This window comes from Microbulbifer aggregans (assembly GCF_001750105.1).
GTDB lineage: Bacteria > Pseudomonadota > Gammaproteobacteria > Pseudomonadales > Cellvibrionaceae > Microbulbifer > Microbulbifer aggregans.
Map to the genome: position 1 here is coordinate 2,217,975 of NZ_CP014143.1, position 22,517 is coordinate 2,240,491.

Here is a 22,517-nt window from a genome sequence, read left to right on the forward strand (position 1 = left end):
ATATTGATCAATAAGGTTTGCCGCGCCCCATGCCCATCGAACAGCTCGACCTGCCCACCAGCGCAGAGGTGTTTTCCGCTGCCCAGACGATTGCCGGGCAGGTGCATACCACACCACTGATCCGGAGTACCCAGCTCGATACGCTGACCGGCGCCAATCTTCATTTCAAATGTGAGCACCTGCAGAAAGTGGGGGCGTTCAAAGCCCGTGGCGCCTGTAACGCCATGGCGCAGCTGCCCGCAGGCACGCACCTGGTTGCCACCCACTCCTCCGGTAACCACGGCGCTGCGTTGGCCTGGGCGGCCGCCCAGGCGGGAATCGAGTGCCGCGTAGTGATGCCAGAGACCGCGCCGATGGCGAAGCGCGTTGCAGTGGCCAGTTATGGGGCAGAGATCATTCTCTGTGGACCCAGTCTTGCGGATCGCGAGAGCGCACTTGCCAAGCTGGTCGCAGAAACCGGGGCGCACGTGGTGCCACCATTCGATGACCCGCGCATCATCGCCGGGCAGGGCACGGTGGCGCTCGAGATTATGCACCAGTGCCGTGACGCGGGCTTTACGCCAGATATCGTCATTGCACCGGTGGGCGGCGGCGGATTGTTGGCCGGCATCGGCCTCGCCATGAAGGCTCTGGATCCCGGCGCGACCGTGCTCGGTGCCGAGCCCGCCGGTGCTGACGACGCCCAGCGATCGCTACGCAGCGGTCAGCTAGTGACGAGCCAGCAGCCGGATACCATTGCCGATGGCCTTCGGACTACCCTGGGGCAGCGCAATTTCGCCGTGATTCGCGAGACCGTTCGCGATATCGTGACGGTTTCAGAGGCGGGTATCGTCGAGGCCATGGAGTTGCTCTGGACGCGCACCAAGCAGCTGGTGGAGCCCTCGGCGGCGGTCGGGTTGGCTGCCGTACTCGAGCACGGTGCCCGTTTTCGCAACAAGCAGGTCGCCATCGTGCTGACCGGCGGCAATATGGATCTGGACAGGGCCTGCGGCCTGTTCAACAGCAGGGAGAAGACCGCATGAATGTATTCGCATCTGCCCACCGCGGGCAAACTCTGGCGTCCGGCTGGGCTGCTAAACTGGTGGCACTCATAACACTGACGGTGATTGCCTCCATGTCCTCTGCCCAGGAATTTACCCTCACCTCCGACACTCTTAAAGCCGGCGAGCGGATGCCAATGGAGCATGTGTACAGCGGCTGCGGTGGTGAGAATATTTCCCCTGCGCTTAGTTGGAGCGGGGCACCGGAAGGTACCAAGAGCTTCGCCCTGATGGTCCATGACCCCGATGCACCCACTGGCAGCGGTTGGTGGCACTGGGTCGTGTTCAATATCCCCGCAGACCAGAACAGCCTGCCTGCCGGGGCCGGTGAACCCAAGAACGGCCTGATCCCGGAGGCGACCCAGGTGCGCAATGATTACGGCACGCCGGGTTATGGCGGCGCCTGCCCGCCCAAAGGGCACGGAGACCATCGCTACCAGTTCCGCCTTGTTGCGCTGGGCGTGGAGGAATTGCCTCTCGACGAAACCGCTACGCCCGCCAAGGTGGGTTTCAATGTGAATGCCAACAAGCTGGGGGAAGCCGAGCTGGAAGTGCTCTGGGGTCACTGAGTGCCGGCGCGATCAGCGCCAACCGCGCGCCCGACCGATAACCAATAAAAGGAACCGCACAGCGGCATGCAGGAACAGAAAATGACCTGGGGGCAGGCGTTAAAGGTCTACCTAAAGCCCCGTGTACTGACGATGTTCTTCCTCGGTTTTTCCGCCGGGTTGCCCCTGTTGCTGGTCTTTTCCACCATGACCGCCTGGCTGCGGGATTACGGTGTCAGTCGCACGGCGATTGGCTTCTTTGCCTGGGTCGGTATTACCTTTTCCATCAAGGTGCTCTGGGCACCGGTGATCGATTACCTGCGCCTGCCCGGTGTCACGCGCTGGCTCGGCAAGCGCCGCAGCTGGATGCTGGTGTCCCAGTTCGGGGTTGCCCTGGGCCTGCTCGGCATGGGCAGCCTGGATCCGACCATGGCACTGACCCAGGTGGCACTCCTGGCGGTGTGGGTGGCTTTCTGGTCTGCCTCCCAGGATGTGGTGATCGACGCCTATCGAATCGAGTCGGTGGACACGGACCTACAGGGCGCCATGGCCGCCAACTATGTCTTCGGCTACCGGGTGGCGCTGCTCGTCGCCGGGGCCGGCGCCCTCTACATCGCGGAGTATGCCAACTGGTCCGTCTCTTACATGGCTATGGCGGGCCTGATGGGCATCGGCGTGATCACCACCCTCTTGATCGCCGAACCCGACCACCAGAGTATTCTCGATCGAGCCGAGCACTTTCAGCATGAATGGGTCGACCGGATGCTGGGCAGCGGCGAGCACGGGCCGTTAAAAGAGTGGTTCGTGAAAGCGGTGGCCTGCCCCTTTATCGACTTCTTCCAGCGCAATGGCCGCTTCGCCCTGGTACTGCTGCTGTTTATCGGCATCTACCGCGTCAGTGATATCGCCATGGGGGTGATGGCCAATCCTTTCTACCTGGATTTGGGCTTCAGCAAGGCAGATATCGCCAATATCGGTAAGGTATTCGGATTTGTCTGTACCATCCTGGGATCCTTCCTCGGTGGGGTGCTGGTGGTGCGGTACGGGATCATGCGGCCGTTGATCCTCGGCGCGGCGATGGTGGCGGCCACCAACCTTCTGTTTGCGCAGCTGGCCCTGATCGGGCCGGATATCAAGTGGCTGGCCATCGTGATCAGTGCCGACAATATCAGTGCGGGGATTTCCAACGCGGTCTTTATCGCCTACCTGTCGAGTCTTACCAACCAGGCCTATACGGCCACCCAGTACGCGCTGTTCAGCTCACTGATGACGTTGCCGGGCAAGTTCATCAGCGGCTTCTCAGGCATTGTTGTGGATGCTCAGGGTTACGCGCAGTTCTTCATCTATGTGGCCATCCTTGGCACGCCCGCGGTACTGCTCGCCATATTCCTCTGGTGGCGGGACAGCCGCAAAAACGCCAACGCCGAGGCGGCCGCCAGTTAGTTACGGCTCGATTCAGGGCTGCCAGCGGAAGCGGCCCAGATCGATGCGTCCGCCGATAGCGATCACTCCTTCCCGTTCCAGCCTTTCCCGCTGCCTCTGGGCGGCGGGCTCCGGCAGTGAGATCCGGCCACTGGCATTGATGACGCGGTGCCAGGGCAGGGCGGTGTCCGCCGGCAACTGGCGCAGTGCCTGGCCGGCGCGCCGGGCCGCACGGGGATATCCGGCCATGGCCGCCAGGTCACCATAGGTGATCACTCGCCCGGCGGGAATCCTCGCCAGTACCTGGCAGATAGCGGTCAGCATCGGGCTGGTCGAATCCTTTGTGTCCGCTTTTGAATAGTTGGTCACTTCATTGCCCGCATTTTCCTGTCCAGCAGGAACTTTTTCTTAAAACAGTCGCCCCTGCAAGAGCTGGCGGGAGTGTGGCATCATTGCACCCCTATCGGGTTCGGCCACGTGGCCTGGCCCACACCGCGGTAAATAACTCCTTACAAACCAAGGTCCTCTAGTGCTTTCAGTTGTACGTTCCTTACTGTCTTTCAGTCTCTCAGGCCTGTTCCTCATCGCGTTGCCGGGCTATGCCGGCGTACTGACGCTGAACAATGGTGACCGCGTGTACGGCAACCTTGTGGTGGTCGAGCGGGATCATGTGGTCTGGAAGTCGGAAAACTTTGGCGAGATCCGGGTGGAGAAGTCCAAGGTGCTCTCCCTGGATACTGATGTCGATCTCAAGATCGCCGGTCGCGAGGGCCCCTGCGCACTTGCCGGACACCGCCGTGAGCAGTGGGAACTGTACTGCGAAGAGGGTGAGGGCTGGGTGATGGATTTCCCCGCGATCGACCGCGCCGAACCCTACGTGAACTTCGTTGGTAATCCGGTGGTTTTCCACGGCAATGTGAACGCCGGCGGGGTGTTCGAAAGCGGTAACCGCGAGCGGGAAGATCTGGATGTGAACGTCAATCTGGATGTGCGTAGCGGTGATTTTCACCACCTGATCAACGTGCTGTACCAGAACGACAGCGGCCCGGAAGTGGAATCGCTGGAGAAGTACCAGCTGGCCTACAACCTGCGCTGGATTTTCTCCGAGAAATGGTTCGCCGCAGCCAACACTGCCGCCGAGCGTGAAGAGGCTCGCAACCTGGATCTGGGTACCACCTACGGTCTCGGTCTCGGTTACCTGTTCTTTGATACCGACAAGGCCACCCTCTCACTGCAGGGCGGTGTGAGCAGCCTGCAGGAACAATTTATCGACGATGCCCTGAGTGAGAACCAGGATGACCGCTACGCCGCGGCGCGGACCGCGTTGAACTACCGCTACAAATTTGACCTGGGGCCGGAGATCTATCTCGATCACGAGCTCCTGCAGTCCGTCAATAACGGTGATGACTATCAGACCAATGCCAAGCTCGGCGTACGCACGCCACTGGTCAAGGGTATCCTGATGGAAATCGCCTACCACTGGCTGTACGACAACACGCCCTCACTGGAGAGCGAGAAAGAAGACACCAAGCTGACCGTTGGTGTCGGCTACCAGTGGTGACCTGAAAACAATAAGAGAGGCAGACCATGAATATTGCAGGAAAAGTTGTCGCCATCACCGGCGCTGGCCAGGGGCTGGGTCGCGCTATGGCCCTCTATCTGGCAGAGCGGGGCGCACGCCTGGCACTGCTGGATGTCAACGAGGAGGGGCTGCAGGAGTCTGTGGCCCAGTGTGAGGCCAAGGGCGCTGAAGCCCGCAGCTACAAAGTCAACGTTGCCAGTGAAGACGAAGTGGATACCGTGTTCGCCAAGGTGGCGGAAGATTTTGCTGGCCTTCATGCGCTGGTAAACAACGCCGGCATCATGCGCGACGGCATGCTACTGAAAGTCAAAGAGGGCAAGGTCACCGACCGCATGTCGCTGGCTCAGTGGCAGTCAGTGATCGACGTGAACCTGACCGGCGTCTTCCTGTGTGGTCGCGCCGCGGCAGCCATCATGGCCGAGAGCGGTGAGGGCGGCGTGATGGTGAATATCTCCAGCCTGTCTCGCGCCGGCAACATGGGGCAGACCAACTACTCCGCCAGCAAGGCCGGTGTGGCCACCATGACCGTGACCTGGGCCCGCGAACTGGCCCGCTACGGAATCCGCGTAGCCGGCATTGCGCCAGGCTTTATCGGTACCGATATGGTGGCGCAGATGCGCCCCGAGATTCTCGAGGGTCTGGTCAAACAGGTACCGCTGCGTCGTCTTGGCGAGCAGGATGAGATCGCCTCTACTGTGGCGTTCATTCTCGAGAACGACTACCTGACCGGCCGTGTGCTGGATATCGACGGCGGCGCGCGAATTTAACGCTGTCCCCGCGGTTGATCAAAAAAGGGCGAACCGGTCGGTTCGCCCTTTTTTATTTCCATTTCTAGCAACCCGGACCGGGCCTCTCCTCAGGACACTCTCGCCACACCCCCGGGCCGCCGGTCTGACAGCAGCCACTGCCAGAGCTGGATGTGCCGCGCGCGGAAAGCGCCGGCGCAGGACAGCAAATAGTAGCGCCACATACGGTAGAAGCGCTGGCCATATTGCCCGGCAAATCGCTCCCAGTGCTTTTCAAAATTCTCGTGCCAGGCCATCAGGGTCTTGTCGTAGTCGCTGCCGAAATTATGCAGGTCTTCGCACACCAGCAGCCTGTCCGCCGCATCGCCGATCTGGCCCGCCGAGGGCAGCTCCCCGTTGGGGAAAATGTATTTATCGATCCAGGGATCAGTGGAGGAGTGTCGTTGGTTCTTGCCGATGGTGTGCAGCAACAGCAGACCGTCGGGTTTGAGGCAGCGTTTCGCCACCTGCATGAACGTGCGGTGGTTCCTGTGTCCGACATGTTCGAACATGCCCACACTGGCTATGCGATCGAAGTGCTGATCCAGTTGGCGGTAGTCCCGCAGGTGCACGGTGACGGGCAGGTGGCCGAAGTGCTGTTCGATATAGGCGCATTGCTCCCGCGAGACGGTGACCCCCACGCACTCCACCCCGTAGTGCTCGGCCGCATAACTCACCAGGCTACCCCAGCCGCAGCCGATATCCAGCAGACGCATGCCGGGCTTCAGGCCCAGCTTGCGGCAGATCAGATCGAGCTTGGCCGTTTGTGCCTCTTCGAGGGTATCGGCGTCTTTCCAGTAGCCACAGCTGTAAGTGAGGCGGCTGTCCAGCAGGGTGCTGTAGAAGTCGTTGCCGAGGTCGTAGTGTCGCTCGCCGACCTCGAAGGCGCGGCGACGGCTCTGCCGGTTAACCAGATAGCTGCGAAGGATACGCAGGCCATTGCGCCAGGTACGGATATGGGGTGTGAGATCGGTGCGCAGCAGCCGGTAGAAGAACTGGTCCAGCGCCGGCACATCCCAGTCGCCGCGCATATAGGTCTCGCCGAGTCCCAGGCTCTGCCGGGTGACGATTTCATCCAATGCGCTGCGCCGGTGCAGGCGCATATCCCAGGGGCGGTCGCCGTTGATGCGGATATCCGCTTCCGCGAAGAGTTCATCCAGCAGGTGCTGGTCCCGGGGCGTGGTTGGTGCTGCCATTGATTGCTGTTGCTCACTTCCCATGGAAGCCTCCCTTGAGCACACGGTGATCGGGCTCTGGGGGCCTTCCACCGGTCGAAGTCCGTTTGCCAGGTCACTTCATTTAGTACAGCATTGCCCAAAATACCCACTTTCACCAAAATCGACAACCGGGACCCGTTTCATGCCCATACTGCTGTTGCTGTTTATCGCCGTTCCCATCCTTGAGATGTGGCTGCTGATCACCGTTGGCCGGGAAATCGGCGCACTGCCGACCATCGGGCTGGTGCTGCTCACCGCCGTGGTGGGGCTGGCGCTGCTGCGGCGGCAGGGGCTCTCCACCGTGTTGCGGGCCCAGCAGAAGATGCAGGTGGGGGAATTGCCGGCACGGGAGATGGCCGAGGGCATTTTCCTCGCTGTGGGTGGGGCCCTGTTGCTGACTCCCGGCTTCTTTACCGACGCCCTCGGCTTTGCCTGCCTGATTCCCGGTCTGCGGCAGCTGGTACTTGGGCGACTGTTGCGCCATGTGGTGGTCGTGCGTGGGACCGGTTATCCGCCCGGCGGCCAGTACGGCCCGCGCCGGAACCCCGGTCGCGAAAGCGACAGCGACATTATCGAAGGGGAGTACTCCCGTGACGACCGGCACCGTGTGCAGGATTCACGGGACCGCGACGGCAGCGACGAGCGCTGATTCCGCTTAATTTTTGAGCGTACCCGGGGCCGCCAGACCCTCGCGGCCCTAAATCCCCACCCTCTGCGCAGTTTTTTTACTTTTTCCTGTTGAAATCCCTTCCAGCGCCCATAGATAGGGTGCACGCAGAATTTTGCCCCGGCCCTGGTGACAGGGCAGGGCGATGAGACCGGCGGCCTCCGGGCCAAGGGTCCTCCATCTGGAAAACCTTAAGAAACGACTCAATGGAGAGCCTATCCATGAAAATTCGTCCTTTACACGACCGCGTCGTAGTACGCCGTAAGGAAGAAGAAGAGAAGACCGCAGGCGGCATCGTGCTGCCGGGCGCTGCCAAAGAAAAGCCCAATCAGGGTGAAGTGGTCGCCGTGGGCGAGGGCAAGCTGCTGGACAACGGCGACGTGCGCGCTCTGGCTGTAAAAGTAGGCGACACCGTGGTCTTTGGCCGCTATGCCGACAGCAACACCCTGAAGGTGGACGGCGAAGAGCTGATCATCATGAGCGAGAGCGATATCTACGGCGTGCTGGAAGGCTAAGCCCGGCGCTCACCCAAACGCACACACAGATTTGAGGAAAAGAAATCATGGCAGCAAAAGACGTTAAATTCGGTGACGACGCCCGCCAGAAGATGCTGGCCGGTGTAAACATCCTGGCAGACGCCGTTAAGACCACCCTGGGCCCGAAAGGCCGCAACGTGGTTCTGGACAAGTCCTTCGGCGCCCCGACCGTGACCAAAGACGGTGTTTCCGTAGCCAAGGAAATCGAGCTGAAAGACAAGTTCGAGAACATGGGTGCACAGATGGTTAAGGAAGTGGCTTCCAAAGCTTCCGACACCGCTGGTGACGGCACCACCACTGCTACCGTACTGGCCCAGGCCATCGTCACTGAAGGCCTGAAGTCCGTAGCGGCTGGCTTCAACCCGATGGACCTGAAGCGCGGTATCGACAAGGCAGTGACTGCTGCTGTCGACCACATCGCTACCCTGTCCACCCCCTGTGAGGACAACAAGTCCATCGCTCAGGTAGGCACCATCTCCGCCAACAGCGACGAGAGTGTCGGCACCATCATCGCCGAGGCGATGGAGAAAGTTGGCAAGGAAGGCGTGATCACCGTTGAGGAAGGTCAGTCCCTGCAGAACGAGCTGGACGTCGTTGAAGGTATGCAGTTTGACCGCGGCTACCTGTCCCCGTACTTCGTCACCAACCAGGAGAACATGACTGCCGAGCTGGACAGCCCGTTCATCCTGCTGGTGGACAAGAAGATCTCCAACATCCGCGACCTGCTGCCGCTGCTGGAGCAGGTAGCCAAGGCTTCCAAGCCGCTGCTGATCATCGCCGAAGACGTAGAAGGCGAAGCACTGGCCACCCTGGTTGTGAACAGCATGCGCGGTATCGTTAAGGTCGCTGCCGTCAAGGCGCCGGGCTTCGGCGACCGTCGCAAGGCCATGCTGCAGGATATCGCCATCCTGACCGGTGGTACTGTGATCTCCGAAGAAGTGGGCATGGAGCTGGAAAGCACTACCCTGGAGCACCTGGGTACTGCCAAGCGCGTTACCCTGTCCAAGGAAAACACTGTGATCGTTGACGGCGCTGGCGATGTCAAAGACATCGAAGCCCGCGTCAAGCAGATCCGTGCCCAGATCGAAGAGTCTTCCTCTGACTACGACAAAGAGAAGCTGCAGGAGCGCGTGGCCAAGCTGGCTGGCGGTGTTGCCGTGATCAAGGTTGGCGCTGCCACCGAAGTCGAAATGAAAGAGAAGAAGGCCCGCGTTGAAGACGCCCTGCACGCTACCCGCGCTGCGGTAGAAGAGGGCGTGGTACCGGGCGGTGGTACCGCTCTGGTTCGCGCTGTACAGGCTATCTCTGTAACCGGCGACAACGAAGACCAGAACCACGGTATCGCTGCTGCCATGCGCGCCATGGAAATGCCGCTGCGCCAGATCGTTGCCAACGCCGGTGACGAGTCCTCCGTTGTAGTGGACAAGGTCAAGCAGGGTTCCGGTAACTACGGCTACAACGCCGCTACCGGCGAGTACGGCGACATGCTGGAAATGGGTATCCTGGACCCGGCCAAGGTAACGCGCTCTGCACTGCAGGCGGCTGCCTCCATCGCTGGTCTGATGATCACCACCGAAGCTATGGTTGCGGACATCCCGGAAGACAAGCCGGCTGCTCCGGACATGGGCGGCATGGGTGGTATGGGCGGCATGGGCGGCATGATGTAAGCCGGCCTTTCCAGCCTATCCAAAAAAGCCCCGCATTCGCGGGGCTTTTTTTTTGACCGCTTTTCAGGGCGGATCGAACAGTAAAATCTGAGAACCGCGTTGCTCGGGTAACGTTGAAAACTCATCTCCCCGATGCACCGCTGGTGCAATTCACAGGTCAGATTCTCGCGTGGTCGGCTGGCGAGGAAAACTGGAAGCCGAGCAAGAATGATTCGCAGCGCAGGCCCTTTGGAGGCCAACTTTTTGCCCGGAAAGCACTGGAAACTTGTGCGCCGTCCAGGGGGCTCCCGTGGAAGTTTTGCAAGCTCCGGCGGCGGTAGCTACGCCCCGGGGACCGACCGGCGCGTCGTTGTTCTGGGATAGTCCACTGTGGTTTGTAATGTCGGTTCCACTCGTCTATCTACTGTATCTGGGTCAGGCTGGATTGATTCCGGGAGGCGCGCCCTCGTTGCATTCCCGGAACCTGACGACCCACATTTCCTTGTGTTTTGAGGCGCCGGGCTAGCGACAATAAAAGCCGGTGCTCTGAACCAGCGCGCTCACGTATCACAAATGGGGTGGCAGCCTTACCAATCTTCTGCCCCTGATATTGATATCGGGCAAATCAGGCGACTATGAATTCCTCCGACATTCAGGTACCGGGATACACTATTCACTCCGCTATCGGCCATGGTGGCATGGCATCGGTATTCCTCGCTACCCAGGAGTCACTGAACCGCAAAGTGGCCATCAAGGTGTTGCGCAATCGCGATGAAACCGGGGTGGGGGAGCGGTTCATTAACGAGGCGCGTTATATCGCCAGCCTCAACAGTCCCCACGTCATCACCATTTACGACATCTCGACACTGGAGAATGGCGACTGCTACATCGCGATGGAGTTTATTGCCTGTGGTGACCTGACAGAGAATTTTGAGAACGTTTCCGGCGTGGAGGCTGCACTCGAAGTTATCAGGCAGGTGGCGCTGGGACTGGTGGTAGTACACGACAGCGGCATCATTCACAGGGATGTAAAGCCAAAAAACATCCTGTTCCGCAAGGATGGTACGGCGGTGCTGACAGATTTCGGCATCGCCAAGGAGATCGATAACGCCTCAGATTTGACCCAGGCCGGATTCAGCCTGGGCAGCCCCTCCTACAGCAGCCCGGAGCAGGCGCAGTGTCATCCCATCGATCTGACCACCGATATCTACAGCCTGGGCGTCGTGCTGCTGGAGTTACTACTCGGTTACAACCCCTTCAAAGGCGACAGCCATACCGGCACCGCTCTGAATCATATTCAATTGCCAGTTCCCACACTGCCTGAAGAGTTCGATCACCTGACACCGCTGGTCCAGCGGATGCTGGCGAAAAGCCCGGAGGAACGCTACCCGTCCTGTCGGGAACTGCTTGCCGACATAGAGCGAATACTGGAAGCGGACGACGGTGCGCATCGTGCTGAGCCTGCAACGCTTTTCCCTCTTGCGCCGTTTCGTCGATTTCACCTGCCCCGGATACGGCGCTTACCTAGCTGGCCCGAATTAAAGTTTCGGCGGCCATGGTTTCGTTCATCGCTGTGGGCTTTCCCGGCAATCTCTACAAAGAACTTAAGAGGCGGCTTGGCTGCAATGGCTGGCAGCGTGGTGATTGCGGCTGTTTATTTCGGCGCTTTTTACCAGACTGAAACCGAGCGGGAGATCGAGCACTTGCTGCACCGGGCAGAGCAGAGCATGGAGGCCGGCCGCTATATGGCGCCCATCGCTGACAATGCCCATGAGCTCTACCGCCAGGTCCTGAAGCTGGAAAAGACCAACCTCAAAGCCATTTGGGGGGTGAAGACTGCGGAGCAAAAGCAAGTGGAGGCCTACCTGGTGCAAGCCGCACAAGCCCTGGGGGAGAGGCGCCTACAGCGGCCAGATGGAGACAATGCACTCCATTACTACCGCCAAGCCCTCGCTATCGATGCCAAAAATGCTCGGGCACGCACTGGGATCAGGGATGTGATACAGGAATACATCCGGTTGGCGCGTACCGAGATGAGCGAGAGTGATTACAGTGAGGCCAACTACTACGTGGATAGCGGACTGAATATTGCCCCCAATAATGCACTGCTGCTTTCACTCAGGGACGAACTGGAGAGAAGGCAGGAGCAGGTCCTGGTGCGGCAGCGGGAACAGCCGCAGCGACGGCCTGCGAAGACACGGGAAGAAACACCCACGGTGAGAACCTATATCCGCAGTGCACTCGACAAGTTGCGAGACAAGTTAGGTGGTAACTGATGGTGAATGTCTTCGAAACCCAGTCGGCTTTACTCGAGGACTACACCAGAAATCAAAAGCCTAACTATCAGAGCCAATAGGTGCTTTTCGTCGATTGGTAGGATGAAAAACAGGCAGCTCCTGTATCTAGTTAGCGATGGCCCCGAGCCCTCCGTAAAGCTGCGATTGTTCTCGGATCAGGTTTGGTGAGGCTGCCAGGCGGTCTATCGGGCTCTGCACACCCTTTTCACCGCGGTTTACCACATGTGTATAGATTTCCGTGGTGCTGATATCAGCGTGGCCTAGTAACTCCTGGATCGTCCTCAGGTCATAGCCTGCCTCCAGCAGATGCGTGGCAAAGCTATGCCGAAATGCGTGGGCGCGAGCGGGCTTATGGATCCCAGCTGCCCTCACAGCCCGGCGAATCTGCTTTGCGAGGGCGGTTGGGTGTAAATGATGCCGACGCACAACGCCCGTACGTGGGCAGGGACCGACCCGGGATGCTGGGAAAAGGAATTGCCAGGCAGTCTCGCGGGAGGCGCTGGGGTATTTGCGGGCCAGAGCGTCCGGCAGATAAACCTCACCATAGCCCTCTGCTATATCCTGGGCATGCAGAAGCGCTACACGCTCGATCTGTCGCTTCAGGTCTGGCACGACTCCCTGGGGCAGCATGGTCGTCCTGTCTTTATTGCCCTTGCCGGAGCGCACGAAGATATTGCTGCTGGCAAAATCGATATCCTTAACCCGCAGAGATAGCAGCTCCGCAGAGCGCAAGCCCGAGCCGTACAGCAATTGGACACGCAACCGCCCGACACCATTGAGCTGAGAAAGGATGGCGGCAATCTCGTCACGGCTATAAACCACCGGGAGGCGCCGCGGGCGCTTCGCCTCAGTAAAGGCCAGGCCGTCTAACGGTTTTTCCAGAAAACGGCCATACAAATAAACCATTGCATTGAGCACGATCCGTTGCGTCCCCACCGAGCAGTCGCGGTCTTCCGCGAGATGGGTGAGAAAATGCTCGACCTCCCGAATACCCATCTCATCGGGGTGCCGTTTACCGTGAAAAAGAATAAAGCGCCTGATCCAATGTATATAAGTGCGCTCAGTGGTATATGCCAACCCCGAGCCACGCATATGTTGACGCAGTTTGTCTAAAAAACGTACAGGTTTCGTGGGGAGTCTTTGTCTGATGTCATCCATAACGACACTCACGTAACTGTTTTTATATACAGTAGTTGCCATTGCCTAGGCCGTCAATGTCTAGAACAGAAGCCTATGGCTTGTGTTCACCGGATCGGATAGGCTAACTAACTGTTTTAAAGGGGTTTGGAATGAGTGAGCGAAGCCTGTTAGAAGCGGAGAACACAAGTTCATGGCTTCTTTTTGTGGTGGCCTACTTTTGGTGAGACTTCAAGGCTTTGATCTTAAAAGACTTTTCTAAAATGAATTGAAAAGCGCCTGGGAACAATAGGCCTTTGCAACAAAAGCCCTAGGCGTATGAATAAAACTGTTATGCTTCATTCAGAGAAAACAACATGAAAAGAATAATCTCAATAACTTTCACCATTTTGGCTGTTTCTGGCTGTAAAACCACGTCCGTAAAAAATGATGTAGATACAGCATTCCAAATAGCACACTTGGAATACTTAGGGAAAAAACTTTACGATGCTGTCCTTTCGGAAGATGGAAGCTCGCCCTACACAAGCAGAGAGCAAGATCTTTTAGAAATGTCTAAAGATCTTGTGTGTGAAGGAAAGTACAAGGCCGTATCTGTAGTAGATGAAAAGTTTGAAACTGAAAATATATATCTGGTACTAAGTCCAGAGAAGGACTCTGGTGTTCAATTTGGGCGTCACCTGAAGTTTCGGTTCAGGTTAGGCACAAATGATATTGTAGATGTATCTCCATCTACAAAAACCTGTTTATTGGTCCCTGCTGAGGGAGATAGCATTCCCTTCTCTACACACCTGGTTTCTAACGTGCCAACTGAATTCCATGTGTTTTTGAGTCTTTACCACGAAAAACCAATTTATGTCAGCACTTCTACCGGCCTCTGGAGTGTAGAAGCGGGTAAGGCCGCCTTGGTAAAGTAAAAGCATAACAATGCGCTGCAGGCCGACGTCTAACTTTTTGCACTTTATGCGCGGTCGCTACGCTCCTATTGTCGCGCATAAAGCGCACAAAGTTAGCCGCGCCTGAGCGCGGCGTTAGGCATACAGGAAAAATCGAGCGTAATTACATGTTGTATACAGAAGCATTTGCCAGATACAAAGCAAAATTGAAAAATGTGAATTGGTCCGTGTCCGCAGAAAACTCGGACGGCGAGCTAGTTATTAGCCTTTGGAAGCATAGATTTACAAAGCCAGAAGGCAATACCATCAAGTACTTTGACTTTGTCACAAGATGGAAAGGACCAGGAAGTAACGAGTTAAAAGCTAAGTTGCAAGAGGCACATGCAAATAAACAAGTTATTCGTCCTGTTATTGCAAGAACGAGTGATGTAAATGCGGTAGAAGCTGGTGTAGATGCTAGCACACTCAAAAATGAATTCTTCGTTCGTGAAGATTGGTTCGGCACGCTAACAAATTGGGACGGTGATAACTTCGAAATTACCTTCGTGCGTCGTAGTGCCTAACAAACAGCGGCAGAGCGACAGTCAACGCTACGCACCTTTTGTATTACTCGCTGGCGCTCAAACATTAACACAAAAGATGCTCCGCGCTGGCTGCGCCTGCGCTGGGCGTTAGGTTTTGCCCATGAACGTCCTGATCATCGCAATATCTGTATTTCTATATGTGCTTTTCGGTGTAATTTTTGGGTTTGCACTGAGTTCGCATAATGATGTATTGCTTGGGCGTAGACCAAACACAAAAAATAGGCTTGTTCTGTTTCTTGCCAGGCCGACGCAAAATATTAGAGGTATCGAAAGAGCAATTTTTGTAGTTGGTATGCTACTTTGGGTTCCTCTACTTGTAGGTATCATTGCAACACCTATAATTTTGGCGGCGAAGTATGCCAGTGAAATAGAAAAGGTGGTTTTCCTATTGCTCGTGCCTTGTGTTCTTATCGGCAAATTGTATGGTTCGTACAGGTGGCGTAAGCTCGTATGAACCTAACAAGGCGCTGCATCCGACAGCTTACTTTATGCACCTTTTGCGCGGTCGCTGTCGCTCATATTTTCGCGCAAAATGCGCATAAAGTAAGCTGCGGCTGAGTGCGACGTTAGGTGATCATGAGCACAGAAGGAATAGCCTTAGTCAGCTACATCTTATTTTTAATATCCAGTATCGCTGGATTGGTATTTGGATTTGCTGGAGTGTTCTACTTCTTTGAAGCGAATCGGAACATGAAGGAAAATCGAAAATGGGGTGCGGTTTTTCCATTTGCTGCATTTATGCCCTCTGTGTTCACGGAGCTAGGTAACAAAAAAAGAGTAAATGCTCTTAGGTGTATCGGTTGCTTTCTGCTGTGTGTAGCAGTTGCAGGCGGAGCGGGCGCATGGAATCATCATTTATCATGTTGTGGGAGTAGGGCGCAAAATCCCGTGCAGGCGTCTATCACCTAACAAACACAGGCAGTGAAGCTCCGGCCCTTCGGGCCTCCGCGGGACGTCTAACCTTATGCACGTTTCGCGCGGTCGCTACGCTCCAATTTTCGCGCAAAACGCGCATAAGGTAAGCCGCCCCTGCTGTGGGCGTTATAAGCCATGAAAAAGATACTGATGATAGCCGTATGCTTCCTCATAAGTTGTACCGCATCAATTTCCCAAGTACAGGAATTTAGTGGCTCTGTTAATCTTGGACCAGAGGCCATGTATTTTATCGAATTTTGCTCCGAGGAAAGGTGGTGGATTTCTGAATCTTCATTCACCGCTGAAGGATGGGAAAAAATCGAGCAGGCATTGAATGCGCAGCCTCGATGTAGCTTAGAAACTATGCCATGTGCACATCAATCAGTTAGTGTATTGGTCTCAGGAGTAATCTCAGAGCCAGGGCAGTACGGACACATGGAACAGTATCGAAGGAAAATCAATCTTGTCGCAATTAAACAAAGTCAGTAGTCAGCGCAAGGCTTATAACAATCACAGGCAGTTTGCGCCGGCCCCTGACGGGGCCTCTGCGGGACAGCCTACGCTACGCTTCGGCTGCCCCTGCTGTGGGCGTTAAATGCCCATAAAAAATAATGTGCAACTGTAAATTACAACTAGAACTAGTCGATATCAGTAACTCGCACACGGATTTCAAGTCCAAACTAGATCTGCTTGAAACTGGTGATTGGGTATTTCTTATGCAGTGCCCAGAGTGCGAGCAACTTTGGAAAGTTGATGAGTGGGACAAGTACCAGCAATCCTATGCCGTCAAAATTTCTGCTAAAGAGAGCTGGGAAGAATTCGATAGCACAGCTCTAATAAAAGCAAAAATCATAGAAAATCACGACGGCTTAACCAGCGCAGAGTGCTTATGGTCGGGCTGTACCGTTAAGCAAGTAAAAGGTAGCGCGTACTGTGTCAATCATCTGTGGAGTACGGGAGCCCGTGCCTGAAGCGTTTAACAAACGCAGGCAGCTTGCTCCAGCCCTTCGGGCCTCCGCGGGACGCCCAACGCTATGCACATTTTGTGCGGGTCGCTGCGCTCCCATATTCGCACAGAATGTGCATAGCATTGGTCGCCCCTGCTGCGGGCGTTAAGGCAATGAAAACTCAGCAACTGTGGAACTACATTACATTTTCGAGCTTGGCTATAGTCTTGCTAATTAGTGCGTACTTTCTACATCTGGAGAGAGACTTCATATCAGGCTATAGAGTTTTCAAAGGCTATATCGTAAATGATGAAGAGCTTTCAGGATTTTTCGAGTGTGGTGGGAAAGGAGGTGTTAGTTTCACTGACAAGGGGGAAACTGGTATCTACAAAGAATATTCCGCTCGCAAGGTGAAACTTCGCGAACCCATCTATGTAGAGGTTGTAGGTCGTATTACTGATGACGGGGGCCCGGGCTGGGGTACAGCTGGAGAGCCGTGGGATCAAAATCTAGAAATTCGCGAGCTGCAACGAATTAAAAGGTTACTGCCCGTAGCTTGCGGGGCTCGTCCGCCGATAGAGATAGAAACAACATATGAGGGTTAGCCTTAACAAGGCCAGGCAATTTGCTCCGGGCCTTTGGCCCTCCGCGGGACAGCTTACCTTGTGCACATTTTGCGCGGGTCGCTGCGCGCCCATTTTCGCGCAAAATGCGCACAAGGTAAGCTGCCCCTGCCGGCCGCGTTAAATGCCCATAAAAAATAATGTGCAACTGTAAATTACAACTAGAACTAGTCGATATCAGTAACTCGCACACGGATTTCAAGTCCAAACTAGATCTGCTTGAAACTGGTGATTGGGTATTTCTTATGCAGTGCCCAGAGTGCGAGCAACTTTGGAAAGTTGATGAGTGGGACAAGTACCAGCAATCCTATGCCGTCAAAATTTCTGCTAAAGAGAGCTGGGAAGAATTCGATAGCACAGCTCTAATAAAAGCAAAAATCATAGAAAATCACGACGGCTTAACCAGCGCAGAGTGCTTATGGTCGGGCTGTACCGTTAAGCAAGTAAAAGGTAGCGCGTACTGTGTCAATCATCTGTGGAGTACGGGAGCCCGTGCCTGAAGCGTTTAACAAACGCAGGCAGCTTGCTCCAGCCCTTCGGGCCTCCGCGGGACGCCCAACGCTATGCACATTTTGTGCGGGTCGCTGCGCTCCCATATTCGCACAGAATGTGCATAGCATTGGTCGCCCCTGCTGCGGGCGTTATGGTTAAGGCCAGGCTCATAGAGAGAATAATGAAAAATATACTGCTGGGGATTTTTGCTGCCTTTGCAAATCAGAGCTTTGCATGTGAAGAGTCTGACGCGGACATTTTTGTGCGAGATGTAAAGGTATATCAGCATCAGGGGCAAACTTGTACACCCTTTCAGATACTTCTCAATGAATTTATAGAGAATAAAAATCGATATATTGATTCTGCGTACTTAAATATTATTGATGAAAACAATAAAGTAGTAGCTGAAGTCGCCCCAGAGTTGGAGCGCCCAGGCTTCGGTAATGTGCTTCTATCTATGTGCGTCTCAAAGGAATACATAGAAAATTCTCGGGTATTTCTAAATGTAAAGCCGCGGCCATCGGTAAAATTAAACGGCGATGGGGTGATAACTACCGGAAGTGCTTTGTGTCTCGATACACGTGAGTTGGTACTTTCCAGGCTCGTAAAAGACGGTAGTGAGTAGGTGCTTCGTGCCAATTAACCATAACAATCACAGGCAGTTTGCTACAGCCCTCCGGGCTTCCGCGGGACGTCTTACTTTGTGCGCCTTTTACGCGGGTCGCTTCGCTCCCAGTTTTGCGCAAAATGCGCACAAAGTAAGCCGCCCCTGCTGTGGGCGTTATGTGTAAATGAGCATGGAAGAGATTTTCGAAAAATTGACTGAATACACGCTGGCTTTGAATGAAGGGCTGGAAACTACTAATCAAGCCAACGAGCGGCCGCTACTAACAAAGCATCTTGCGGCGGCAGCAGAAATGTTTGCGCTTCTTCACCAGTCAGGTAATGCAGAGTCAATCCATGATCTTGTTGCCACAGAGATTCGTGGTCATGGCTGGTCTTTTATTTCTGGCACCGCAGGTGAAAAAATCGCAAATAAATGGGTGGCATTCACAGATTCAATGGGTATGCCGCAGTGAAACACATAACAAGTTGCAGCACTAAAACCCCAGCTGCGCTGGGGTCGGACCTCCGTTTCGGCGCTTCGCGCCTACACTGCGGCCCGTGTGCAAGGCGTTAGCCTTATAGGAGAATCATGACATTTTCAGATTTGATGAGTATAGCTACGGCAGTAATCGGGTCTATTGGAGGTAGTGCACTCATTGTAATTGGCGCTAGCACTTGGCTTGGTAGGGTTTGGGCAGGACGCATTCTTGAACAAGATAGGCATAAATATGCTTCTGAACTTGAGCATATTAAGAATCAATTGGAGTCGGAGAGATCTAGGAACCAATTTATTTTCTCGTTGTACTTCGAGGGCCAGTTCAGAATTTACAATGATTTATGGTCGTCTCTAGTGGAGCTCCAGCATTGTGTAAAAAGCCTTTGGGAAAGCGCTTCTACCGCCAATGTACAGAAACTATCTAAGTCACTAAAAGAAGCAAAGCTCCAAGTTCAAAAAAGTGCACTTCTTATTGAGCCAGATCATTACATTGAAATAATTAATGCTCTAGAAGATTTTGAGAACTACCGAGTGGGAAAAGAAAAACTGGTCTCAATTAGGCGTGTATCTGACATTGAGCATTGGCAAATTGACCAAATAATACAAGATAACCTATGCAATAAAGATCGAATATCTCAGTTCTCTGAGGAAATCTTAAACAAGATGCGAGGCAGGCTGCGACTGGCCGAGCCTCAACAAGCAGCAGGCTAACAATTCGCTGCTGAGGGACAGCCTACTTTATGCACATTTTACGCGGCTCACTTCGCTCGTATTCTCGCATAAAATGTGCATAAAGCAGGCTGCCCCAGAGCTAGGCGTTAAATGTATATGGATAGATACGCGGTTTCTGCTCGATTAAGTCTGACCTCAATATTCGCAATGATTGCGTTTGTTGTGATATTGAACTTTTTACCGGGCGAACTATTTAAATACGCGCTGATGGACTTGTTTCTTGAAGTTTCAGGTATTCTTTTGACTACCAGTTTCACTCTACCAGGTCTTTATCTCTGGGTTACGGGGTTTAAAAGGTATGACGAAGCTTTGGGCGGGTTCGGGCCAAAGTTGGTACTGTATTTCGTTTTTACAATACCTTATGCGATCTACCTACAGTACCAGTATGAAAGCAGTGCAAAAAACATTTAACAAGGCAATGCAGCGGACTGCTGCGCAGCCGCGCTGATTGCGGCGTTAGCAATCAGGAGATAATAGTGATCGCATCAAAAAAAGAATATGAGACGGCATTATTGGGTGTTCGTGATAGCGGGCGACTTAGGGCTACAAAATTTTTGGAGATGATTCGCGCTCAGTACAAGAGCCCAGGCCACGCGATTACATCAACGAATCTGGCTATTGCTGCGGGCTATGAAAACTTTAACGCTGCAAACCTTCAATATGGCACTTTCGCAAAAGAAATAGCCTCGGGAATAAATTTTGTTCCTCCAAAATCAAAAAATGGAGATCCAAATTGGTATTTGACCATTTCAACGGTTAATGCTTCATCCGATAGTACTGTCGATGGCCATTATGAGTTTGTAATGCGTCCAGAGTTCAAAGAGGCCCTGGAGTCCATGGGGTGGGTCAAGTAATTGCTAACAAGGCCAGGCAGTTTGCTCCGGGCCTTCGGCCCTCCGCGGAACAGCTTACTTTGTGCACCTTTTGTGCGGGTCGCTGCGCTCCCATTTTCGCACAAAAGGTGCATAGCATTGGTCGCCCCTGCTGCGGGCGTTATGGCAATTAAGAATCTAGAATATGAATTATTTAGCTACATGTGTATTGCTCATTTTTTCAACATCAATCCATGCTCAATCAATCGAGAAAATAGAAGAAAAATTACTAAAATTATATGAAGCTCAAGCCAGAAAGGTTCTTCTAGCAGAGCGAAGTGATCTTAAGAATGAAGATTTGGTATTAGTATCTTCTACATTTCAGTATAAGAATTCTGATTCAGGACCTATTACCAATAAATTTCTTACTTTTGTAGACAAAACAACCGAAGAGATTAAAGTTGAAGAGCTTCCCAAAATTAATGAAGAAAGCTCTATTCGTGAAAGGCTGAAAGTGCTGCGTGCGATGTCTGCGGCCACGAAATCCGACAAAGATTTTGATGGCAATTACAATGAGTATGTTTACAAATCCTATGTGGTTTTTCTTGACATCGCAGAGGAACTAAAGCCAATTGCGGAAAGTAGTCATAGCCAGCAGCGTCGTGTCAAACCATAACAAGCACCGGCACAATCGCGCACTCCGTGCGCTGGACTCGCAACAAGTTGCTCGCCTGTGCGGCGGGCGTTATGCATCGGGAGATAAAGATGAAGTGCCCAAGTTGCTCAAATAAAATTGGCCTGTTCTCGAAGGAAGCGAACTCACTGGCAAAAAGTAAATCATGCCCAGAATGTGGCGCGGAGTTCGCGATTGGGTTCAACTGGAAGCTAGTAGCAATACTGTTTCTTCCTTTCTGGGCCGTGAAGGTGTTCGCGGATTCAGTATTCAGCGCAAGCGGTGCATTCGACCTTGCGATAGATTTTCTTCTGTTCCTTGGTTTTATGCTGCTAGTTATTGAAGCGAAGCCTCACGAAACTGATGCATAACAAGGCCGGGCAATATACTCCGGGACTTCGGCCCTCCGTGGGGCGGCGTTAGGGATTTCGGGATTTTGAGCAAAAGGAGATTGGTATGGCGAGTATGATTTATAAGACTCCAAAAGGGCGTATTACAAGAAAGGTCTTTTTATATTTTGGTGCGTTTCCGTTCTTTGGGATCATGTTAATTTCAATTTTTTTGGCCGCCGCTGTAGGATTGAGCGACAAAGAAATTTCCAGAATGTTGGTTTTCATGGTCTTGGTGTTTATCTATCCATGGGCGATGGTTTGCGTTAAGAGATTCCATGACGTTGGTTTTCCTGGCTGGGCCTTCGCGGCAATGCTGGTCCCATACTTAAACACTATCACGCTAATTTTCCTTGCTTGTTATCCAGGAGACAAAGGAGATAATAAATACGGCCCAGATCCAAAGAGGTCAAGGCTCGGAAAACCAGAAGAGGCATGATCCCTAACAATCACAGGCAGTACGCTACGGCCCCTCGGGTCTCCGCGGGACGTCTTACCTTGTGCACCTTTTGCGCAGGTCGCTACGCTCCCAGTTTTGCGCAAAAGGTGCACAGGGTAATCCGCCCCTGCTGTGGGCGTTATTTACTATCAGAATCACACAGTTGGAGGGATTCAATATGTTTTTGATAGATGGATTGATAGGGATCGCTTTTATAGTTGCTGTTCTACACTTGATCCTAACCATCAGCGGAATATCTAAACGCGCCGGAAAGCCAGCAGAGCACTATTTAGATATATCTTTGGCATGTCTGCTATTAATTCCTCTTATAACTGGCTACGCCTCGACATCAGAAAGAATCAGTGTGCTTTCTGCGAATATATTTATAACAATTTCTACAGCATCAGTGACAATCGGCGTCTTCCTACTTTCAAAAGGGTTAAGGAGGGCAACTTTCGAGTCGAGAAAGAGGGAAGCTACGGAGCGAGCGAGTGGCCAATAACAAGCTAATGAACTTGGCGTGCGAAGTCCGCGCGCCGGACGGTCTACGCTGCGCTTCCGTTGCCGATTACTAGAGCGTTATGTATCTTTTAGGTTTCAAGACCTGCTTTCATGATGGTGATATTGAAAGCAGGAGTTCATCCTTCACCAATTACATTTGAGAATACTATGAGCACAGGTACCGTAAAGTGGTTTGATTCTGACAAAGGCTATGGCTTTATCACTCCAGATGACGGCAGTAAAGATCTTTTCGTTCATCATTCGGAGATTCAGAGCGGTGGTGGTTACGCAAGCCTAAATGACGGACAGAAGGTCGAGTACGTAGTGGGGCAAGGTCAAAAAGGGCCATGTGCAACAAAGGTTGTGCCTCAATAGAGAGTGGCACATAACAAGCGTAAGCAGTTCACGCCGGCCCCTGGCGGGGCCTCTGTGGGACGCCTTACGCTTTGCTTCGGGCGTTATCTTTCGTTCCAATGAGCCTACCCAGTTTGCCATTATTTTATATAACCGCGTTGATTCTGGCTCTTCTATTGGCAGG

24 protein-coding genes are annotated in these 22,517 nt (G+C 53.7%); 21 read left to right on the forward strand and 3 right to left on the reverse strand.

Annotated elements, in window-relative coordinates; translation table 11 throughout:
- Positions 1–29 precede the first annotated feature (29 nt).
- The 3 genes from AUP74_RS09540 (at position 30) to AUP74_RS09550 (ending at position 3,031) form a co-directional block, all read left to right on the forward strand.
- A complete protein-coding gene (locus AUP74_RS09540; RefSeq protein WP_069947379.1) occupies positions 30–1,022 on the forward strand; it encodes a threonine ammonia-lyase in 993 nt (330 codons plus the stop codon).
- Positions 1,019–1,609: a YbhB/YbcL family Raf kinase inhibitor-like protein gene (locus AUP74_RS09545; protein ID WP_083260908.1), complete on the forward strand. Its 591-nt coding sequence runs from the start codon at positions 1,019–1,021 to the stop codon at positions 1,607–1,609. The genes AUP74_RS09540 and AUP74_RS09545 overlap by 4 nt, the downstream gene beginning before the upstream one ends.
- A 66-nt stretch (positions 1,610–1,675) precedes the next feature.
- Positions 1,676–3,031, forward strand: coding sequence for an AmpG family muropeptide MFS transporter (locus AUP74_RS09550; protein ID WP_069947380.1), 1,356 nt, complete (start codon positions 1,676–1,678; stop codon positions 3,029–3,031).
- 12 nt (positions 3,032–3,043) lie between these two features.
- Here the strand turns inward: AUP74_RS09550 and AUP74_RS09555 are convergent, their stop codons facing one another.
- On the reverse strand, positions 3,044–3,379 hold the full coding sequence (locus AUP74_RS09555; protein WP_069947381.1) for an MGMT family protein: 336 nt from the start codon (positions 3,377–3,379) through the stop codon (positions 3,044–3,046).
- A gap of 160 nt (positions 3,380–3,539) precedes the next feature.
- On the opposite strand from AUP74_RS09555, the gene AUP74_RS09560 reads away from it, so the two are divergent.
- Entirely contained in the window at positions 3,540–4,571 is a 1,032-nt protein-coding gene (locus AUP74_RS09560) for a DUF481 domain-containing protein (RefSeq protein WP_069947382.1), read from the forward strand.
- A 26-nt stretch (positions 4,572–4,597) separates the two neighbouring features.
- On the forward strand, positions 4,598–5,359 hold the full coding sequence (locus AUP74_RS09565) for an SDR family oxidoreductase (protein ID WP_069947383.1): 762 nt from the start codon (positions 4,598–4,600) through the stop codon (positions 5,357–5,359).
- Between the two features lie 89 nt (positions 5,360–5,448).
- On the opposite strand, the gene cfa is transcribed toward AUP74_RS09565, so the two are convergent.
- Positions 5,449–6,597, reverse strand: coding sequence for a cyclopropane fatty acyl phospholipid synthase (cfa, locus tag AUP74_RS09570; RefSeq protein ID WP_083260909.1), 1,149 nt, complete (start codon positions 6,595–6,597; stop codon positions 5,449–5,451).
- A 139-nt stretch (positions 6,598–6,736) separates the two neighbouring features.
- Here cfa and AUP74_RS09575 point away from each other — a divergent pair, with 139 nt between their 5' ends.
- The 4 genes from AUP74_RS09575 to AUP74_RS09590 all read left to right on the forward strand — a co-directional run bounded on the left by AUP74_RS09575 (position 6,737) and on the right by AUP74_RS09590 (position 11,719).
- Positions 6,737–7,243 (forward strand): FxsA family protein, encoded by a 507-nt coding sequence (locus AUP74_RS09575; RefSeq protein ID WP_069947385.1) that lies wholly within the window; start codon positions 6,737–6,739, stop codon positions 7,241–7,243.
- Positions 7,244–7,482: 239 nt separating this feature from the next.
- The gene (locus AUP74_RS09580; protein ID WP_069948806.1) at positions 7,483–7,776 is read left to right on the forward strand and encodes a co-chaperone GroES; all 294 of its coding nucleotides are present in this window, start codon (positions 7,483–7,485) and stop codon (positions 7,774–7,776) included.
- A gap of 47 nt (positions 7,777–7,823) precedes the next feature.
- Positions 7,824–9,464 carry a chaperonin GroEL gene (gene groL / locus AUP74_RS09585; protein ID WP_069947386.1) on the forward strand — a complete coding sequence of 547 codons (1,641 nt, stop codon included), beginning with the start codon at positions 7,824–7,826 and terminating at the stop codon, positions 9,462–9,464.
- 614 nt (positions 9,465–10,078) lie between these two features.
- Entirely contained in the window at positions 10,079–11,719 is a 1,641-nt protein-coding gene (locus AUP74_RS09590) for a protein kinase domain-containing protein (protein ID WP_069947387.1), read from the forward strand.
- 126 nt (positions 11,720–11,845) lie between these two features.
- Here AUP74_RS09590 and AUP74_RS09595 read toward each other — a convergent pair whose 3' ends face one another.
- Complete coding sequence (locus AUP74_RS09595) at positions 11,846–12,898, reverse strand: integron integrase (protein ID WP_069947388.1); 1,053 nt, start codon at positions 12,896–12,898, stop codon at positions 11,846–11,848.
- A 335-nt stretch (positions 12,899–13,233) separates the two neighbouring features.
- On the opposite strand from AUP74_RS09595, the gene AUP74_RS17205 reads away from it, so the two are divergent.
- From AUP74_RS17205 to AUP74_RS17050, 12 genes are all read left to right on the forward strand, one after another.
- Positions 13,234–13,791 (forward strand): hypothetical protein, encoded by a 558-nt coding sequence (locus AUP74_RS17205; RefSeq protein ID WP_145924359.1) that lies wholly within the window; start codon positions 13,234–13,236, stop codon positions 13,789–13,791.
- A gap of 146 nt (positions 13,792–13,937) precedes the next feature.
- The gene (locus AUP74_RS09600; protein ID WP_069947389.1) at positions 13,938–14,333 is read left to right on the forward strand and encodes a hypothetical protein; all 396 of its coding nucleotides are present in this window, start codon (positions 13,938–13,940) and stop codon (positions 14,331–14,333) included.
- Between the two features lie 121 nt (positions 14,334–14,454).
- A complete protein-coding gene (locus tag AUP74_RS17210; RefSeq protein ID WP_145924360.1) occupies positions 14,455–14,808 on the forward strand; it encodes a hypothetical protein in 354 nt (117 codons plus the stop codon).
- Positions 14,809–16,389: 1,581 nt separating this feature from the next.
- Entirely contained in the window at positions 16,390–16,821 is a 432-nt protein-coding gene (locus AUP74_RS09610) for a hypothetical protein (protein WP_145924361.1), read from the forward strand.
- A 691-nt stretch (positions 16,822–17,512) separates the two neighbouring features.
- Positions 17,513–17,956 carry a hypothetical protein gene (locus tag AUP74_RS09620; RefSeq protein ID WP_145924362.1) on the forward strand — a complete coding sequence of 148 codons (444 nt, stop codon included), beginning with the start codon at positions 17,513–17,515 and terminating at the stop codon, positions 17,954–17,956.
- 172 nt (positions 17,957–18,128) lie between these two features.
- On the forward strand, positions 18,129–18,410 hold the full coding sequence (locus tag AUP74_RS09625; protein WP_145924363.1) for a hypothetical protein: 282 nt from the start codon (positions 18,129–18,131) through the stop codon (positions 18,408–18,410).
- A gap of 116 nt (positions 18,411–18,526) precedes the next feature.
- A complete protein-coding gene (locus AUP74_RS09630) occupies positions 18,527–19,144 on the forward strand; it encodes a hypothetical protein (RefSeq protein WP_069947394.1) in 618 nt (205 codons plus the stop codon).
- Between the two features lie 497 nt (positions 19,145–19,641).
- Positions 19,642–20,019: a hypothetical protein gene (locus AUP74_RS09640; RefSeq protein ID WP_069947395.1), complete on the forward strand. Its 378-nt coding sequence runs from the start codon at positions 19,642–19,644 to the stop codon at positions 20,017–20,019.
- A gap of 163 nt (positions 20,020–20,182) precedes the next feature.
- A complete protein-coding gene (locus AUP74_RS09645; RefSeq protein WP_145924364.1) occupies positions 20,183–20,653 on the forward strand; it encodes a hypothetical protein in 471 nt (156 codons plus the stop codon).
- Positions 20,654–20,679: 26 nt separating this feature from the next.
- Positions 20,680–21,021, forward strand: a complete 342-nt coding sequence (locus AUP74_RS09650; RefSeq protein WP_226999748.1) for a hypothetical protein — start codon at positions 20,680–20,682, stop codon at positions 21,019–21,021.
- A gap of 85 nt (positions 21,022–21,106) precedes the next feature.
- Positions 21,107–21,478 (forward strand): DUF805 domain-containing protein, encoded by a 372-nt coding sequence (locus tag AUP74_RS09655; protein ID WP_069947398.1) that lies wholly within the window; start codon positions 21,107–21,109, stop codon positions 21,476–21,478.
- 669 nt (positions 21,479–22,147) lie between these two features.
- Complete coding sequence (locus AUP74_RS17050; protein WP_083260910.1) at positions 22,148–22,354, forward strand: cold-shock protein; 207 nt, start codon at positions 22,148–22,150, stop codon at positions 22,352–22,354.
- The last annotated feature ends 163 nt before the right edge of the window (positions 22,355–22,517 follow it).

Bases quoted from the DNA above. Each gene is read 5' to 3' on its own strand.
- AUP74_RS09630 (WP_069947394.1), top strand. From the start codon at position 18,527: ATGACATTTTCAGATTTGATGAGTATAGCTACGGCAGTAATCGGGTCT.
- groL (WP_069947386.1), top strand. From the start codon at position 7,824: ATGGCAGCAAAAGACGTTAAATTCGGTGACGACGCCCGCCAGAAGATG.
- AUP74_RS09550 (WP_069947380.1), top strand. From the start codon at position 1,676: ATGCAGGAACAGAAAATGACCTGGGGGCAGGCGTTAAAGGTCTACCTA.
- AUP74_RS17050 (WP_083260910.1), top strand. From the start codon at position 22,148: ATGAGCACAGGTACCGTAAAGTGGTTTGATTCTGACAAAGGCTATGGC.
- cfa (WP_083260909.1), bottom strand. From the start codon at position 6,597: ATGGGAAGTGAGCAACAGCAATCAATGGCAGCACCAACCACGCCCCGG.
- AUP74_RS17210 (WP_145924360.1), top strand. From the start codon at position 14,455: ATGAACGTCCTGATCATCGCAATATCTGTATTTCTATATGTGCTTTTC.
- AUP74_RS17205 (WP_145924359.1), top strand. From the start codon at position 13,234: ATGAAAAGAATAATCTCAATAACTTTCACCATTTTGGCTGTTTCTGGC.
- AUP74_RS09620 (WP_145924362.1), top strand. From the start codon at position 17,513: ATGAAAAATATACTGCTGGGGATTTTTGCTGCCTTTGCAAATCAGAGC.
- AUP74_RS09540 (WP_069947379.1), top strand. From the start codon at position 30: ATGCCCATCGAACAGCTCGACCTGCCCACCAGCGCAGAGGTGTTTTCC.
- AUP74_RS09575 (WP_069947385.1), top strand. From the start codon at position 6,737: ATGCCCATACTGCTGTTGCTGTTTATCGCCGTTCCCATCCTTGAGATG.
- AUP74_RS09625 (WP_145924363.1), top strand. From the start codon at position 18,129: ATGGAAGAGATTTTCGAAAAATTGACTGAATACACGCTGGCTTTGAAT.
- AUP74_RS09565 (WP_069947383.1), top strand. From the start codon at position 4,598: ATGAATATTGCAGGAAAAGTTGTCGCCATCACCGGCGCTGGCCAGGGG.
- AUP74_RS09580 (WP_069948806.1), top strand. From the start codon at position 7,483: ATGAAAATTCGTCCTTTACACGACCGCGTCGTAGTACGCCGTAAGGAA.
- AUP74_RS09545 (WP_083260908.1), top strand. From the start codon at position 1,019: ATGAATGTATTCGCATCTGCCCACCGCGGGCAAACTCTGGCGTCCGGC.
- AUP74_RS09600 (WP_069947389.1), top strand. From the start codon at position 13,938: ATGTTGTATACAGAAGCATTTGCCAGATACAAAGCAAAATTGAAAAAT.
- AUP74_RS09595 (WP_069947388.1), bottom strand. From the start codon at position 12,898: ATGGATGACATCAGACAAAGACTCCCCACGAAACCTGTACGTTTTTTA.
- AUP74_RS09645 (WP_145924364.1), top strand. From the start codon at position 20,183: ATGAATTATTTAGCTACATGTGTATTGCTCATTTTTTCAACATCAATC.
- AUP74_RS09610 (WP_145924361.1), top strand. From the start codon at position 16,390: ATGAAAACTCAGCAACTGTGGAACTACATTACATTTTCGAGCTTGGCT.
- AUP74_RS09590 (WP_069947387.1), top strand. From the start codon at position 10,079: ATGAATTCCTCCGACATTCAGGTACCGGGATACACTATTCACTCCGCT.
- AUP74_RS09655 (WP_069947398.1), top strand. From the start codon at position 21,107: ATGGCGAGTATGATTTATAAGACTCCAAAAGGGCGTATTACAAGAAAG.